The following is a 15,000-nucleotide window of genomic DNA, read 5'->3' on the forward strand; positions in this document are numbered from 1 at the left end:
TCCCCGCGGAAAGCAAGTGCCTGAAGCGGAAAGGAACGGTCATTGATAAGAACACACAGATAGCTTTGAAAAAATGAATTATTTTAATCCACAAAAATATACATTCAATAAGTCGATTTGTCAGAATAATAAAACATTAAAAATCCGCAAAATACTTATTAACTAATTCTCTAAATATGTTATACTATTTTTAGCAAATAAACATATAAGTATAACATTAATATAGAGGGGAGCCGGATTTATGAAGGCGAAAATTGCAATCAATGGTTTTGGACGTATTGGAAGAATGGTTTTCAGAAAAGCAATATTAGAGGAAAACTTAGAGGTTGTAGCCATTAACGCAAGCTACCCGGCTGAAACGCTAGCCCATTTAATAAAGTATGACACAAATCATGGAACATTCCAGGCAGAAGTACAGACTGAAGATGACGCACTGATCGTCAACGGGAAACGTGTCCTACTATTAAGCAATCGTGATCCCAAAGCATTGCCTTGGAACGAATTAGAGATTGATATCGTCATTGAAGCAACAGGAAAATTCAATTCAAAAGACAAAGCGAGCCTGCATTTAGAAGCGGGAGCCAAAAAAGTCATCCTGACGGCCCCGGGTAAAAATGAAGACGTTACGATTGTTATGGGTGTAAATGAAAGCGCATTAAATATTGAAGAACACAGCGTGATTTCAAATGCATCTTGTACAACGAACTGCTTAGCGCCGGTTGCGAAAGTATTAGATGAGCAATTTGGTATTGAAAACGGACTAATGACGACAGTCCACGCTTACACAAATGACCAAAAAAATATTGATAATCCACATAAAGATTTGAGAAGAGCGAGAGCGTGCGGCCAGTCGATCATACCGACGACGACTGGTGCAGCAAAAGCATTATCATTGGTTCTGCCTCAATTAAACGGCAAGCTTCACGGAATGGCATTACGCGTGCCTACACCAAATGTTTCACTAGTGGACCTGGTTGTAGATGTGAAAAGAGACGTAACAGTAGAAGAAATCAACGAAGCATTTATTACAGCATCTCTTGGTTCTTTACATGGAGTGCTGCAATACACAACAGAACCTTTGGTTTCGATCGACTTTAATACAAATCCCCATTCAGCGATCATCGACGGATTATCCACGATGGTAATGGGAGATCGAAAAGTGAAGGTACTGGCCTGGTACGATAACGAGTGGGGCTATTCATGCCGCGTCGTCGATCTGGCCAAATTCGTCGCATCAAAAATGAACGCCAAACAAGAAGTCAACGTTTGAAAGAACCAACATAAACAATAAGCTGCATCCTTAGAACGTACCTTTCCGGGTGCGTTCTTTTTCTTTTATTTCCGCTTTTTATAAATAAGTGGGGCGGACAGCTCTGTTTTGAGGGGGGAGGAGGTCAATGGAAGAAGTCGGTGAAAGGCTATCTTGTCCTTTTCTATTAAATTGTTATAGCTAATAAAAGTGTATTATCACAGAGTGGATTGCAGCGGAAGGCACTTGACTCCTGCGGGAATAGCGGGACAGGTGAGACCCCGCAGGCGAAGCCGAGGAGGCTCACCGCACGCCCCGCGGAAAGCAAGTGCCTGTAGCGGAAAGGAACGGTCAACGTTTAGAATATGGACAAATCAATCGATCATCTGCATATATAAAAAAGTTTATAAAAATTTATTGCAAAACAGTTTTAAACAAAGTATACTATTTTTCGTGAACTTCTTATTAGCAAATGAATACTGATTTAACTACTTAAAGGGTTAGGACCTCTTCGGACTAACTTTCCCCCGTGGTAGTTAAGATTTTGCCAAAGGATTCGTTCATTTTGACGAAAAAAATTATGTCAAAGGGGGAAACACTCAATGGAAACAATGGGTCGTCATGTAATCTCAGAATTATGGGGTTGCGATTTTGAAAAATTAAACGATGTAGTAGGAATTGAAAAAACATTCGTAGATGCTGCACTTAAATCAGGTGCAGAAGTTCGTGAGGTAGCTTTCCATAAATTTGCTCCTCAAGGTGTTAGTGGAGTTGTGATCATTTCAGAATCACATCTGACTATCCACAGCTTTCCTGAACATGGTTATGCCAGTATTGATGTATATACTTGCGGTGATTTAGATCCTAACATCGCTGCTGAATATATTGCAGATGCTCTGGGTGCTGACACACGTGAAACAATCGAATTGCCACGTGGTATGGGTCCGGTACAAGTGAAAAAGTCTCAGGCTCAAGCCCTTTAATCGAAAATAACTCAGAAGAGATGCATGGTTAGATGCATCTCTTTTTTATGCTTTTGTATATGATTAGATTTTGAATTTTCATTCGTATGGTTTTCGTGTAAAATAAGGGTAAATAAAGGGAGGAACTTTATATGAGCGGAATACGTACCCTGTTTAAACGATTTCAATCAGAATGTGAGACATCTGATCAGCACGAAGATAAAGACCTGCAGTCAAGATATTATAAATCCATGCATCAAGGTGCATTTAATGCAGTATTAGAGTTATTCTCATCCTCTGAGTATGATGTGATTTCCCAGTCAAAGGACAGAGGGGAAATTACTGTCCGTAAAAATGGGACTCCCCAACTGTTCATCGTCGCAACCGTCATCACGGTAAGACCTTTTGAAACGGCGGTCGATTTCAAGGTGAGTGCAGAAAAAGGGAAGATCTTTGGTACATATACGGTGTTAAAAGCGCAGATCAGCCATTATTATCAGAAGCTTGATAGCGAATTGACAAAAGTGAAATAACGGTAAATCCCATAGAAGCTTGTGTATGTCGCAGCTTTTTTATATGATGAAAGTAATAGTATGTATAACGGAGCTGATATTATGAAATGCCCGTCTTGCCAGCATAATGGTACCCGAGTGGTCGACTCCCGGCCTGCTGATGAAGGACGTTCGATCAGGAGAAGAAGAGAATGTGAAGAATGCACGTTTCGCTTCACGACCTTCGAGAAGGTTGAAGAGCTTCCTTTAATTGTGGTGAAAAAAGAAGGGGTAAGAGAAGAGTTTAGTCGAGAGAAGATTTTGAGAGGGCTGATCAAGGCCTGTGAGAAGCGCCCGGTGCCTCTTGAAAGATTAGAAAAGATCTCTACGGATATTGAAAAGGAACTCCGGAATCAAGGTGCTTCCGAAGTGGAATCCGTAAAGATCGGGGAGATGGTCATGGACCAACTTGCCAAGGTAGATGAAGTTGCATACGTACGCTTTGCATCTGTATATCGACAATTTAAGGATATTAATGTATTTATAGACGAACTGAAAGAATTAATAAAAAAAGAGTAGAAGAATGAGCTGAAGATGTAATTCTTTAGCTCTTTTCTCTTTATTTCTTTGAAAGGTAGAATCCAACTATGATGAAGAAGCATTGGAATGAAATACAGCCAATCGATCCCTACACGGTAGGGACAAATGGGATGCTTCAGGAATATGATCGGAAAATCATTACATTTCTGTACCAGCCTTTAATTGGTCCGGTTTGCTACAGTCTTTATATGAGTTTATGGGGAGAAGTGGAAGAAAATCGGCTCTGGTCGACTGATTCCACCCATTATCACCTTATGAACGTACTGTCCGTGAATCTTCAGGACGTCTACGAAGCGCGGATGAAGCTTGAGGGGATCGGCTTGTTAAAGGCATATGAAAAAAGGGACAACGGGGATCGCAGCTTTCTTTATGAACTGCAGCCTCCCCTTTCTCCTCAGGAATTCTTTCATGATGGTATGTTGAATGTGTATCTTTACCGGAAAATCGGCAGAACTCATTACTTGCGTTTGAAGAAGTTTTTTACTGACGAAACGGTTGATAAACAGCAGTACTCTAATATCACTCGATCCTTTCAAGATGTTTTTACATCGGAGCAAATTAATTTTCTTCACCATGATGCAAATGTGGATTCCGAAACCAAGTCTGGTGAACAATATATGAAATATGGAAAGAATGAAGGGATTCCATTAGACGAAATCGATTTTGATTTTCAGTTATTGCTGGCAGGGCTATCCGAATCCATGGTTCCGAGAAAAGCCTTTACAGCGACCGTGAAGGAAACGGTCCTAAAGCTGAGTTATTTATATGGGATTGATCCCCTTCAAATGAAAAATATCGTCTTAAGTTCCCTGGATGCAGATGATACCATCGATATAGAATTATTGCGTAAAACCGCACGGGATTGGTATGGGCTTCAAACAGGTGATCAATTGCCCGATTTGACTACCAGAATCGGGGTCAAGAAACCTGCACCAGCGAATAAACCCCTCTCCAAAGAAGAAGAGCTGATTGATTACCTGGAAAACACGTCTCCAAAAGACGTACTATCTGATATTTCGAATGGCGGTTCACCTTCCAAGTCTGACCTGCAGGCCGTGGAAGAAGTGCTCATGTCACAGAAGCTCCCGCTAGGTGTCATGAACGTCCTTATACAGTATGTTCTATTAAAGACAGACATGAAGCTGACAAAGGGATATATGGAAAAAATCGCTTCTCACTGGTCGAGGAAAAAGGTTACGACTGCAAGTGAAGCAATGGATTTAGCCAAGAAAGAACACAAGCAGTACCTTGAGTGGGCTGAAGGGAAAAAGGAAACGAAAACGAATAGACGAAGAAAGCCGATCCGGACAGAAAAACTGCCGGAATGGTTCAAGGAAGAGGAAACGGAGAAAGAAAACGAATCCTCTCAGGAAGGATACGATTTCGAGGCAGAGAAGAAAAAACTCGAAGAAGAGCTTAAAAATTTTCGGAAGTAGGTGAACGTAGCGGTGGAAAGAATAAATAACACCCTGAAAAGGTTGGCGGCTTCTGGTTCGTTTCAACAAAGATATGAACAAATGAAAAAAGAGATTCTAGAAAACAATGATGTGAAAGATTTTATTCGAAGAAATGAAGGCCTCGTAACAGGTGAAATGGTCAATGAAAGTCTGATGAAGTTATATGAATACATTTCTCAAAGTAAGGAGTGCCGTTACTGCCCTTCTTTACAGGAATGTAAGAATATGATGGAGGGGTATGATCCCCACTTAGTGATCAGGGGCAACACCATCGACATCGATTACCATCGCTGCCCTCGAAAAGTCATTCACGATGAAAGAACGAGCGCCCAGCGTCTTATCAAGAGCCTGTATGTGCCGAAGGATATTTTACAGGCCTCCTTCTCAACCTTGGACCTCGATTCGAAAAGCCGATTGGAAGCTGTGCGATTGGCGAAGAATTTTGTAGAGAATTATTCTGAAGGAGAAAAAATGAAAGGACTCTATTTTTACGGGAAGTTCGGAGTTGGTAAGTCCTATTTGTTAGGGGCGATGGCCAACGAACTTGCCCAGAAAAAAATAGCGTCCCTGATTGTTTATGTTCCCGAGTTCTTCAGAGAAATCAAGCAATCGCTGGGAGATAACTCGGTAAATGAAAAGCTGGAAATGGTGAAATCTGCACCGATCCTCATGCTGGATGACATCGGCGCAGAAACCATGTCCAGCTGGGGAAGGGATGAAATCCTGGGGACGATTCTCCAGTACAGAATGCTTGAGAACCTGCCGACATTCTTCACATCCAACTTCAACTTCAACGAGCTGACCCATCACTTGACCTACAGCCAACGAGGAGAAGAAGAAAAACTCAAGGCTGCACGTATCATGGAACGGATCAAATACCTGTCCAAGCCTGTGTTGATCGATGGACGGAATAGAAGAGAATAGCTTTAAAGAGAGGAGAGTCGCATGCGATGCTCCTTTCTTTTTTTTAATTGGAGTTGATTCAGTTATGTGTGAATTAACAATTATTGTAAGATGGCCGGATTTTTAATGGAAACGGCTGGATTATTACTAATTTCGGCTGGATTTTAAAGAGGAACGGCTGGATTTTCGAAAGAAACGGCCGGATTTTCGAAAGAAACGGCCGGATTATCAGAGAAATCGGCCGGATTCAGTCAGCGAGTACGGAAGCGTAAGCATAAGCATCTTCATGGAATCCATCACAAAAGAAAAGAGTCAATTAAATTCACTCATCAACTTCTAATTTATACAAGCCTCCCATATATATAAATCAGGGAATTGGGTTTAAGGAGGCGAGAAAGTTTGATTGAATTTATTTTTAAGCAAAAAAATGATGCGGTAAAGCTTCAAGAATACCTCAATAAAGAGTTCATCCAATCATGGTTTCATGAAACACTATTTCAACATACAACTCACTATAATCTGACGATAGAGGTTTCCCCCTTCTTCAAGGAAAGAGAAAAACTGTTCAATGGGGTTTCCCACTTTGTCTTAAATGATAAATGCATGGACTGGTCCGAATCAGCCCTCAGGGGAAATTACTTCTATGAAGATGTTGATGAAATCAATCAAATATTAGAAATTGTATCAGAAATGAGGATGGGGGAGCGGCCGGAATTGATGGAGCTGATCGGGGAATGGGACGAGTCCAAATACGTCCATGACAGCCTGGAGCTTTTATTGGAAGGGAAGGCACCGATATCATTCGACTCCTTTAGCAAGTTCAGGCTGAAAAAGCTTCAGGAGAGACTGCTTCTCATGGTGGATCTTGCCATCGACGAATATAAGATGGAGCAGGAATATCAAATGTTTGTTCACATGCTGCGGGAGTATCTGGCATCAAGGGAGCAGAAAATGCGCACGATCCATCTGTACTCGACGGGCTACGGCTTTCGTTTCTTTGATGAAGATATGAAAGAGGTGACGAGGCAGGAACTGACAAAGGCGATCGATAAACGCCTTCTGACCAATCACCCGTTATACGTTGATTCGCACACCATTGCCCCGTTACTATCACTTGCCCCGGAAAAGATACTTGTGTATGGAAACGGCGACCATCAATTGATCAGGACGCTTCAGAATATCTTTGAAGAACGGATCGATCTGCTGCCATTGAGTTATTTTCCCGATACGCTCCTTTATCCTTCCTGGGATATCGCGAATGAATAGGTACTTGCTTTTCACAACATAACCAATTATAATACCTACATAATAAGTCAATAAATAAAGGTTATGATGAGGACAACAATATTCCTATTCCATTCACAGAGAGGGAAGTCATTCGGCTGCAAGCTTCCTAATTCGGTAGTGATATTTACCACCTCGGAACTTCAATCATGAACGGAATCCGCTTGGATCCAAAGTATTGGTTGACGGCTAAATGTCGTTATTCGTTTTCAATGAAGTCATTGTCTGTACTTTTGTACACAATGAGAAGTTGGGTGGAACCACGAGTTTACTTATTAACCTTGTCCCTTCAAACGTGAAGGGGCGGGGTTTTTTATGTTTTATAGAGATTATTTAAGGAGTGAAATCACATGTCAGAAGTAGTGAAAATTCAGTTCCCCGATGGAAATGTCAAGGAGTTTCCCAAAGGGACCACAACAGAAGAAATTGCTGCGTCCATCAGTCCCGGACTGAAGAAGAAGGCGCTTGCTGGTAAGATAGATGGAGTATTGATCGACTTGCGTACGGGGATCCAGGAAGATGGAGCGATTGAAATCGTTACACCTCCAGGAGAAGATGCACTGGAAATTCTTCGTCACAGTACAGCCCATTTAATGGCACAGGCGATTAAACGTTTATACCCTGAAACAAAGCTTGGGATCGGGCCGGTCATCGAAGGCGGGTTTTATTATGATATTGATTCCGAGCACACGTTTACACCTGAGGACCTGCCGCTGATCGAGAAAGAAATGAAGAAGATCACTGGTGAAAACCTAGAGGTGGTCCGTAGTGAAGTCAGCCGTGACGAAGCGCAGAAAATGTATGAAGAAATCGGTGACGAGTATAAGCTCGAATTGCTTGAGGCGATTCCTGAGGGCGAGCAAGTCTCTATTTATGAGCAAGGTGAATTCTTCGATTTATGTCGTGGGATCCACATTCCGTCCACTAATAAAATTAAAGAATTCAAACTGTTAAGTATCGCCGGTGCATATTGGCGCGGAAACAGCGATAACAAAATGCTTCAACGGATCTACGGTACAGCTTTCTTCAAGAAAGAAGACCTGGAAGAGCATCTTCGTCTTTTAGAAGAAGCGAAAGAGCGTGATCACCGTAAAATCGGAAAAGAATTAAACCTGTTCATGAACTCACAAAAAGTGGGACAAGGTCTGCCGATGTGGCTTCCTAAAGGTGCGACGATCCGTCGCATCATCGAGCGCTATATCGTGGATAAAGAAGAGCGCCTAGGCTATGATCACGTGTACACTCCTGTAATGGGAAGCGTTGAGCTTTATAAAACAAGCGGTCACTGGGATCACTATCAGGAAAACATGTTCCCTGTCATGGAGATGGATAACGAAGACCTTGTTCTTCGCCCGATGAACTGCCCTCATCATATGATGATTTACAAAAACGGCATTCACAGCTATCGTGAGCTTCCGATCCGTATCGCCGAGCTTGGCACGATGCATCGTTACGAGTTATCAGGTGCCCTGTCAGGACTGCAGCGTGTGCGTGGGATGACGTTGAATGATGCCCATATCTTTGTCCGTCCGGATCAAATCAAGGAAGAATTCAAGCGTGTCGTGCGCCTCGTTCAGGAAGTATACAAAGACTTTGATCTGAATGACTATTCCTTCCGTCTTTCTTATCGTGACCCCGAGGATACTGAGAAGTACTTTGATGACGATGAGATGTGGAACCGTGCACAGGGAATGATCAAGGAAGCCATGGATGAACTGGATGTTGAGTACTTTGAAGCAGAAGGGGAAGCGGCATTCTACGGCCCTAAACTGGACGTTCAAGTGAAAACGGCTCTTGGTAAAGAAGAAACGTTATCGACGGTTCAACTTGACTTCTTACTTCCAGAGCGCTTCGACTTAACGTATGTAGGGGAAGATGGAAAGCAGCATCGCCCGGTTGTCATTCACCGTGGAGTCGTATCCACGATGGAACGCTTCGTGGCATTCCTGATCGAAGAGTACAAAGGGGCATTCCCGACTTGGCTCGCTCCAACACAGGTTCAGGTGATCCCGGTTTCTCCGGATGTTCACTTTGACTATGCGAAAGAAGTGAAGGAAAAGCTGCAAGCTGAAGGATTACGCGTTGAGATCGATGACCGTAATGAAAAGATCGGCTACAAAATCCGCGAAGCACAGATGAGCAAAGTCCCTTACATGCTTGTGGTGGGTGATAATGAAATCAAGGAAACGGCTGTCAACGTCCGTAAATACGGAGAGCAGAAATCAGAAACGATCTCCCTTGAAGAGTTCATTGGCCACATCACAAAAGAAGCAAAACGATAAAACGAGGAAGAGGGACGGACCTTGCATCAAGGTCCGTCCCTCCCATATAAAATTCAAAAAAACTGTTGCACTCTCCTTAGATGTCTGATATTATGAAATACGTTGTGATATTAAATGATTATTTGACAGCGGTTTTGTCATGTGATATAGTATCTAAGGTGAATTGAATACAGTTTGGTACAAGTAGAAGCTACCCGCTTCTCACCTGAATAACGCTTTAAAGCTGTTTACAGGTATGTGATTGACTATTAAAGCCATTTATATATGCTTAATAATCAGGTGCGGGTGTTTCGACACTCGCATCTTTTTTTGTGTGTTGCATGCAAAAGAAGGAAGCGAGTGCGTCGACCAAAGCCGTGTATTCTTTTAATAAACCTTGGAGGTGGCTAATTATTAGCAAAGACATGATCTTAAACGAAACGATTCGTGCCCGTGAAGTACGTCTTATCGATCAAAATGGTGAGCAACTTGGGATTAAAACCAAGAATGAAGCTCTTGAAATTGCTGAACGTGTAAATCTTGATCTTGTTCTTGTTGCTCCAAATGCAAAACCACCCGTTGCTCGTATCATGGACTACGGTAAGTTTAAGTTTGAACAACAGAAGAAAGAAAAAGAAGCGCGTAAGAATCAGAAGATCATCAATCTTAAAGAGGTGCGTTTAAGCCCGACGATTGATGAGCATGATTTCAACACTAAGCTTCGTAACGCTCGTAAGTTCCTTGAAAAAGGAGACAAAGTTAAAGCGTCAATCCGATTTAAAGGTCGTGCGATCACGCACAAAGAAATTGGTCAACGCGTTCTGGATCGCTTCTCAGATGAGTGTAAAGATGTAGCAACCGTTGAATCAAAACCGAAAATGGATGGTCGCAGTATGTTCTTGGTGCTTGCACCAGTTAACGAAAAATAAGAGGACCCGAGGAGGAAAAGCACATGCCAAAAATGAAAACTCACCGCGGCTCAGCTAAGCGTTTCAAGAAAACAGGTTCTGGTAAACTTAAACGTTCACACGCTTACACAAGCCACTTATTCGCAAACAAATCTACTAAAGCAAAGCGTAAGCTACGTAAAGCGGCTGTTGTCTCTAAAGGAGATTTCAAACGCATTCGTCATATGCTTGACAACCTAAAATAAGAAGTAATAGAAACAGGAGGGAATTATTATGCCACGCGTAAAAGGCGGAACAGTAACACGCAGACGTCGTAAAAAAGTTCTTAAATTAGCCAAAGGTTATTTCGGTTCAAAACATACTTTATATAAAGTAGCAAATCAACAAGTCATGAAATCATACATGTATGCTTATCGTGACCGTCGCCAAAAGAAACGTGATTTCCGTAAATTATGGATCACACGTATCAATGCGGCTGCACGTATGAACGGTCTTTCTTACAGCCGTTTAATGCACGGATTGAAGCTTGCTGGTATCGAAGTAAACCGCAAAATGCTTGCTGAGCTTGCGATTTCTGACGAAAAAGCATTCAACCAATTAGCTGACGCTGCTAAAGCTCAACTAAACAAATAATAACCTGCTAAGCTAGCAGACAAAAAAAGGACTGGCCTCTGGCCGGTCCTTTCTTATATAAAAACTCATTGGAAAGCAGGTAAAAATCATGGAGACACTTACAGGTATCTTATATCTATATGCCATTGTCATCAATATCATCGGCTTTATCATCATGGGCAGGGATAAAAGAAAAGCGCAGCGGAATGAATATCGCATCAAGGAGAGTACTTTGTGGCAGGTCGCGATTCTGGGTGGCAGCATCGGCGCCTATATGGGAATGAAGGTATACAGACATAAAACGAAACATAAAGTATTTGCTTTCGGGTTCCCGCTTCTCGTCATGCTTCATAGTGTACTGTTTATTTGGCTGAATACTAAATTGTAGAAATCAAAGTTTTCATTCTTTAACCCGTCTCCTTTACATACTATATAGAGAGTACGTATAAACAACTTAGAAAAGCAGAAGGAGGTCACCTTAGCCATGGACGAACGGTTGGTTGCTGCATTCGCCCTCATGGAAGCTAGCGGGTATTTGGCTCCTGTTCTGTTTATCTTGTTTCATATCCTAAGGCAATTTTTGTTTATTCCGGTAGCCCTTGTATGTATGGCGGGAGGAGTGCTTTTCGGAAGTATATTCGGCACTCTGTACTCATTGATTGGATTAACGCTCTTATCTGTTACTTTTTATTTTGTTATCAAGAGCTTTACATCTTTCTATGAAAAGCTCCTGAGACTGAAGGAGAAATGGTTTGGAAGAAATGCTACTCTCACAACCGGTCAAATCGCCATACTGCGGTTAATTCCTTTTGTCCATTATCAGCTGTTGAACCTATGTTTACTTGAACGGAAGAAAAAGCTTAAGCCTTTCATCCGAGCCTCTGTCATTTCAAATATTCCCCTGGCGTTTTTTTACACGGTTTTCGGTCAATACATCAAACAATTTTCCCCTCCTATACTCGTCATGATTTTCCTGGCACTCATCGTTCTATTTTACCTTCTAAGAGAAAAAGTAAGAGTGATCGAATGGAGAGAGTTCTTTCCGGGTAAATAAAAAACGGCTGGCCAGCCGTTTTTTTACTGCTTTTTTTGAAGGAATTCACGAATGGGACTTTTCCAATCCAGCTTTGCATTCGGGTATCTTTCTCTGATTTCATTTTGTAGGTATTGAAAATCTTCTTGGGTAAAACCCTTTAATGAAGAGATATTCGTTGACCAAACAAAGATGGAAACCACCTCGAAGGATTCTTCTGTTGCCCCTAAATATTTTTCTCCTTCAAAAAGAACTCCTTTATACGTTACGTGAAAATTCTTACGTACATTTTCCTGATCATCGAGAAAGTAAAAGCGTTTCTGCTCCTGGGCAAGTTCCAGTTTTCGCTTTGGGTCCATAATGTATTTCACACTGCGGTATAATAGATAAACAATAAGGGAAAAAATCACTAACCGAATAAGCCAAAGCATTACCATTACCTCCCTAGGCATAAGTATTCTCCTATTATTTACGATAAAAACAGAAAAAGGTTTCATTTTATTTAAAATTTGTTTGAAAATTTGTCATACTAAGAGAGAACATAAAAATATAGACATCATGAGAGGAGAAAACGTCATGAATATTGAAAAGTTATTGGACATGCAGGAGAAGCTGGATCAGCATATCGAAGAAGAACACGGGTTGCAGAATGCAGATTTAATTGAAAAGAAGATCCTTGCCCTGCTTGTCGAAGTTGGGGAACTGGCCAATGAAACGAGAAGCTTTAAGTTTTGGAGTAAGAAATCATCTTCATCAAAGGAAGTGATCCTTGAAGAATTTGTAGACGGAATTCATTTTATTCTCTCCCTGGGGCTTGAAATCGGTATCCAGCAGTTTGATTTAGGGGAAACCAATTTCGGAAATGAAGATGTCACGAAACAATTCCTGGAAGTATTCAAATCGGCGAATCACTTTGCTGAAGAACGTTCGGTCGGGCATTTCCAACAATTGTTCAGGCATTATGTGTATTTGGGTGAGCTGTTAGGGTTCTCCCATGAAGAGGTATTCGAAGCGTATGTAAAGAAGAATGAAGTGAATTATACTCGTCAAAAAGAAGGATATTAATCGGTGACATCCGCTTCCGGACAGTAAAGAAGATTCAGGAAATTTTGATGAATCCGACAGGTTTTAGTATAATGGTAGGGTATCAACATTTAGGGGGTCGAAATAGTGACAAAATTAGATGAAACATTGACAATGCTCAAGGATTTAACCGATGCAAAAGGTGTACCGGGTAATGAACGAGAAGTACGAAACGTAATGAAGAGATACATAGAGCCATTTGCAGATGAAATCACAACAGATAATCTTGGAAGCTTGATCGCTAAAAAAGTTGGCGACGAGAACGGACCTAAGATCATGGTGGCCGGGCATCTTGATGAAGTCGGCTTCATGATCACTCAAATCGACAGCAAAGGGTTCCTGCGTTTTCAAACAGTAGGCGGCTGGTGGTCGCAAGTCATGCTTGCACAGCGTGTGACGATCGTGACGGGTAAAGGGGAAGTAACGGGTATTATCGGTTCGAAACCACCACATATCCTGCCTCCGGAAGCCCGTAAAAAGCCGGTTGATATTAAAGATATGTTTATTGATATCGGTGCTTCAAGCCGTGAGGAAGTACAGGAGTGGGGTGTGAAGCCGGGGGATATGGTTGTCCCTCATTTCGAATTCACAGTGATGAACAACGAAAAAATGCTCCTTGCGAAAGCATGGGATAACCGCATCGGATGTGCGATTGCCATTGATGTATTGAAAAACCTGAAAGATCAAAAACATCCTAACGTGGTGTATGGTGTAGGTACAGTGCAAGAAGAGGTAGGCCTGCGCGGTGCGAGAACCTCCGCAGCTAAAATCCAGCCTGACATTGCCTTTGGTGTAGATGTTGGAATTGCAGGGGATACACCTGGCGTTTCTGACAAGGAAGCATCAAGTAAAATGGGTGAAGGCCCTCAAATCATCCTGTATGATGCATCCATGGTTTCTCACAAAGGGCTTCGTGACTTTGTAACAGATACAGCGGATGAGCATAACATTCCGTATCAATTTGATGCCATCGCCGGCGGTGGTACTGACTCCGGGGCGATTCATCTAACGGCCAACGGTGTTCCTGCTTTGTCGATCACCATTGCGACCCGCTATATTCATTCCCATGCAGCGATGCTTCATCGCGATGATTATGAGAATGCGGTTAAACTGATTACAGAAGTGATCAAGAAGTTAGATAAAGATACAGTGGCGAAAATTACATTTGATTGATGTATTGAAAGAGACCCTATCGGATTAGGGTCTCTTTTTCATGAGATGGTGCAGCTTTCCTTATAAAGTCATTTGATTAGATAGGGTCATGTCGGCGTCAATCGTTTTCTTGATAATGCGAAGGGCACTCTCATTGTCTTCATCTGTTTCTGAAGCCATGCAATCCTTCGGTATCGATAGTTCATACTCTCTCATATAGGCATCATTGGCGGTGTAGAGTACGCAGATGTCCCCTGCGATTCCTGTTAAGATCAGGTGTTTTACATCCAGCTGGTGAAGGAGGATATCAAGCTGCGTCCCAAAAAAACAAGAATGCTTCGGTTTGATGATAAAATAGTCATCTGTATCAGGGTGAAGTATTTCGATTACGGTTTCTCCTTTTTTCTTTTTGCAATGCTCGATGATGTCATTCATATTGTCCTGCCATAGACCGTAATTGTCATTTACATAAATAATCGGCAAGCCTTTTTTCTTCGCTTTTTTCTTCAGCTCATGTATATTTCCTACAATCTTCAACGTGTTTTCGTATAATTCCTCTCCACCTTGAAAATCAAACGTATTAATCATGTCGATGATCACTAATGCGCTATTCTTCTGACTCATACCTTCTTTTCCCCTTCCGTTTCCTTATGTACTTTTTCATTACCACTGAAAGAGATGCAGTAAAACCAATAAGGGGAAGATTTTAAGATGAAGGGTGGAAATAAACAAGGGCAACCCATTTTCAGGGTTACCCAAGTCATTACTGTGGTTGCTGCTGCTGCAATGATTCCTCCAATGTTTCGAGGACCATTTTTTGTTCCTGGGGATCTGCGTTTTGCCAGAAGACTTCAAGAAGTACACCTAGACCTGGAAGGGTTTTTTCTTCTCCTCCCTGGATTGCGTCAACGATGGTATCTCTCAGTTCGTCCTGGTTGTTACCAGATACGTTGTGTATGATCGCTTTTCGTAAGTTAAGATTCATCACACATTTCTCCTTTTTCG

The 15,000-nt window shown here is 41.9% G+C and carries 18 protein-coding genes and 1 other annotated feature; of the genes, 15 read left to right on the forward strand and 3 right to left on the reverse strand.

Going from position 1 to position 15,000, the window contains the following annotated elements; all coding sequences use genetic code 11:
• The first annotated feature begins 241 nt into the window (after positions 1 to 241).
• The 13 genes from TV75_RS19350 to TV75_RS19410 all read left to right on the forward strand — a co-directional run bounded on the left by TV75_RS19350 (position 242) and on the right by TV75_RS19410 (position 11,781).
• Positions 242 to 1,270, forward strand: coding sequence for a glyceraldehyde-3-phosphate dehydrogenase (locus tag TV75_RS19350; protein WP_044340443.1), 1,029 nt, complete (start codon positions 242 to 244; stop codon positions 1,268 to 1,270).
• Between the two features lie 581 nt (positions 1,271 to 1,851).
• A complete protein-coding gene (gene speD, locus TV75_RS19355) occupies positions 1,852 to 2,232 on the forward strand; it encodes an adenosylmethionine decarboxylase (RefSeq protein ID WP_034756998.1) in 381 nt (126 codons plus the stop codon).
• Positions 2,233 to 2,363: 131 nt separating this feature from the next.
• The gene (locus TV75_RS19360) at positions 2,364 to 2,744 is read left to right on the forward strand and encodes a hypothetical protein (RefSeq protein WP_044340444.1); all 381 of its coding nucleotides are present in this window, start codon (positions 2,364 to 2,366) and stop codon (positions 2,742 to 2,744) included.
• 81 nt (positions 2,745 to 2,825) lie between these two features.
• Complete coding sequence (gene nrdR, locus TV75_RS19365; protein ID WP_044340490.1) at positions 2,826 to 3,281, forward strand: transcriptional regulator NrdR; 456 nt, start codon at positions 2,826 to 2,828, stop codon at positions 3,279 to 3,281.
• A gap of 71 nt (positions 3,282 to 3,352) precedes the next feature.
• Positions 3,353 to 4,738: a replication initiation and membrane attachment family protein gene (locus TV75_RS19370; protein WP_044340491.1), complete on the forward strand. Its 1,386-nt coding sequence runs from the start codon at positions 3,353 to 3,355 to the stop codon at positions 4,736 to 4,738.
• 12 nt (positions 4,739 to 4,750) lie between these two features.
• Positions 4,751 to 5,683 (forward strand): primosomal protein DnaI, encoded by a 933-nt coding sequence (gene dnaI, locus TV75_RS19375; RefSeq protein WP_044340445.1) that lies wholly within the window; start codon positions 4,751 to 4,753, stop codon positions 5,681 to 5,683.
• A gap of 378 nt (positions 5,684 to 6,061) precedes the next feature.
• Positions 6,062 to 6,928, forward strand: a complete 867-nt coding sequence (ytxC, locus tag TV75_RS19380; protein ID WP_052504627.1) for a sporulation protein YtxC — start codon at positions 6,062 to 6,064, stop codon at positions 6,926 to 6,928.
• A gap of 368 nt (positions 6,929 to 7,296) precedes the next feature.
• Positions 7,297 to 9,228, forward strand: a complete 1,932-nt coding sequence (gene thrS / locus TV75_RS19385) for a threonine--tRNA ligase (RefSeq protein ID WP_044340446.1) — start codon at positions 7,297 to 7,299, stop codon at positions 9,226 to 9,228.
• A 175-nt stretch (positions 9,229 to 9,403) separates the two neighbouring features.
• Positions 9,404 to 9,543, forward strand: a sequence feature (ribosomal protein L20 leader region).
• A gap of 89 nt (positions 9,544 to 9,632) precedes the next feature.
• Positions 9,633 to 10,136, forward strand: coding sequence for a translation initiation factor IF-3 (gene infC / locus TV75_RS19390; protein ID WP_044340447.1), 504 nt, complete (start codon positions 9,633 to 9,635; stop codon positions 10,134 to 10,136).
• A gap of 23 nt (positions 10,137 to 10,159) precedes the next feature.
• Positions 10,160 to 10,360, forward strand: a complete 201-nt coding sequence (gene rpmI / locus TV75_RS19395; protein ID WP_032087387.1) for a 50S ribosomal protein L35 — start codon at positions 10,160 to 10,162, stop codon at positions 10,358 to 10,360.
• 28 nt (positions 10,361 to 10,388) lie between these two features.
• Positions 10,389 to 10,748 carry a 50S ribosomal protein L20 gene (gene rplT / locus TV75_RS19400; RefSeq protein WP_034757014.1) on the forward strand — a complete coding sequence of 120 codons (360 nt, stop codon included), beginning with the start codon at positions 10,389 to 10,391 and terminating at the stop codon, positions 10,746 to 10,748.
• An 88-nt stretch (positions 10,749 to 10,836) separates the two neighbouring features.
• Entirely contained in the window at positions 10,837 to 11,115 is a 279-nt protein-coding gene (locus TV75_RS19405) for a DUF1294 domain-containing protein (RefSeq protein ID WP_044340448.1), read from the forward strand.
• Between the two features lie 96 nt (positions 11,116 to 11,211).
• Positions 11,212 to 11,781, forward strand: coding sequence for a TVP38/TMEM64 family protein (locus TV75_RS19410; protein ID WP_044340449.1), 570 nt, complete (start codon positions 11,212 to 11,214; stop codon positions 11,779 to 11,781).
• Positions 11,782 to 11,804: 23 nt separating this feature from the next.
• On the opposite strand, the gene TV75_RS19415 is transcribed toward TV75_RS19410, so the two are convergent.
• The gene (locus tag TV75_RS19415) at positions 11,805 to 12,191 is read right to left on the reverse strand and encodes a hypothetical protein (RefSeq protein WP_044340450.1); all 387 of its coding nucleotides are present in this window, start codon (positions 12,189 to 12,191) and stop codon (positions 11,805 to 11,807) included.
• Between the two features lie 145 nt (positions 12,192 to 12,336).
• On the opposite strand from TV75_RS19415, the gene TV75_RS19420 reads away from it, so the two are divergent.
• Both TV75_RS19420 and TV75_RS19425 read left to right on the forward strand, forming a co-directional pair.
• A complete protein-coding gene (locus TV75_RS19420; protein ID WP_044340451.1) occupies positions 12,337 to 12,825 on the forward strand; it encodes a dUTP diphosphatase in 489 nt (162 codons plus the stop codon).
• A gap of 105 nt (positions 12,826 to 12,930) precedes the next feature.
• On the forward strand, positions 12,931 to 14,016 hold the full coding sequence (locus TV75_RS19425; protein WP_044340452.1) for a M42 family metallopeptidase: 1,086 nt from the start codon (positions 12,931 to 12,933) through the stop codon (positions 14,014 to 14,016).
• 60 nt (positions 14,017 to 14,076) lie between these two features.
• Here the strand turns inward: TV75_RS19425 and TV75_RS19430 are convergent, their stop codons facing one another.
• Together TV75_RS19430 and sspI are read right to left on the reverse strand one after the other, a co-directional pair.
• Positions 14,077 to 14,619, reverse strand: coding sequence for a cysteine hydrolase family protein (locus tag TV75_RS19430; protein ID WP_044340453.1), 543 nt, complete (start codon positions 14,617 to 14,619; stop codon positions 14,077 to 14,079).
• A 139-nt stretch (positions 14,620 to 14,758) separates the two neighbouring features.
• Positions 14,759 to 14,980 carry a small acid-soluble spore protein SspI gene (gene sspI / locus TV75_RS19435; protein WP_044340454.1) on the reverse strand — a complete coding sequence of 74 codons (222 nt, stop codon included), beginning with the start codon at positions 14,978 to 14,980 and terminating at the stop codon, positions 14,759 to 14,761.
• Between the last annotated feature and the right edge of the window lie 20 nt (positions 14,981 to 15,000).

Source organism: Rossellomorea aquimaris (assembly GCF_000935355.1).
In the GTDB taxonomy this organism is placed as follows: Bacteria; Bacillota; Bacilli; order Bacillales; family Bacillaceae_B; genus Rossellomorea; species Rossellomorea aquimaris_B.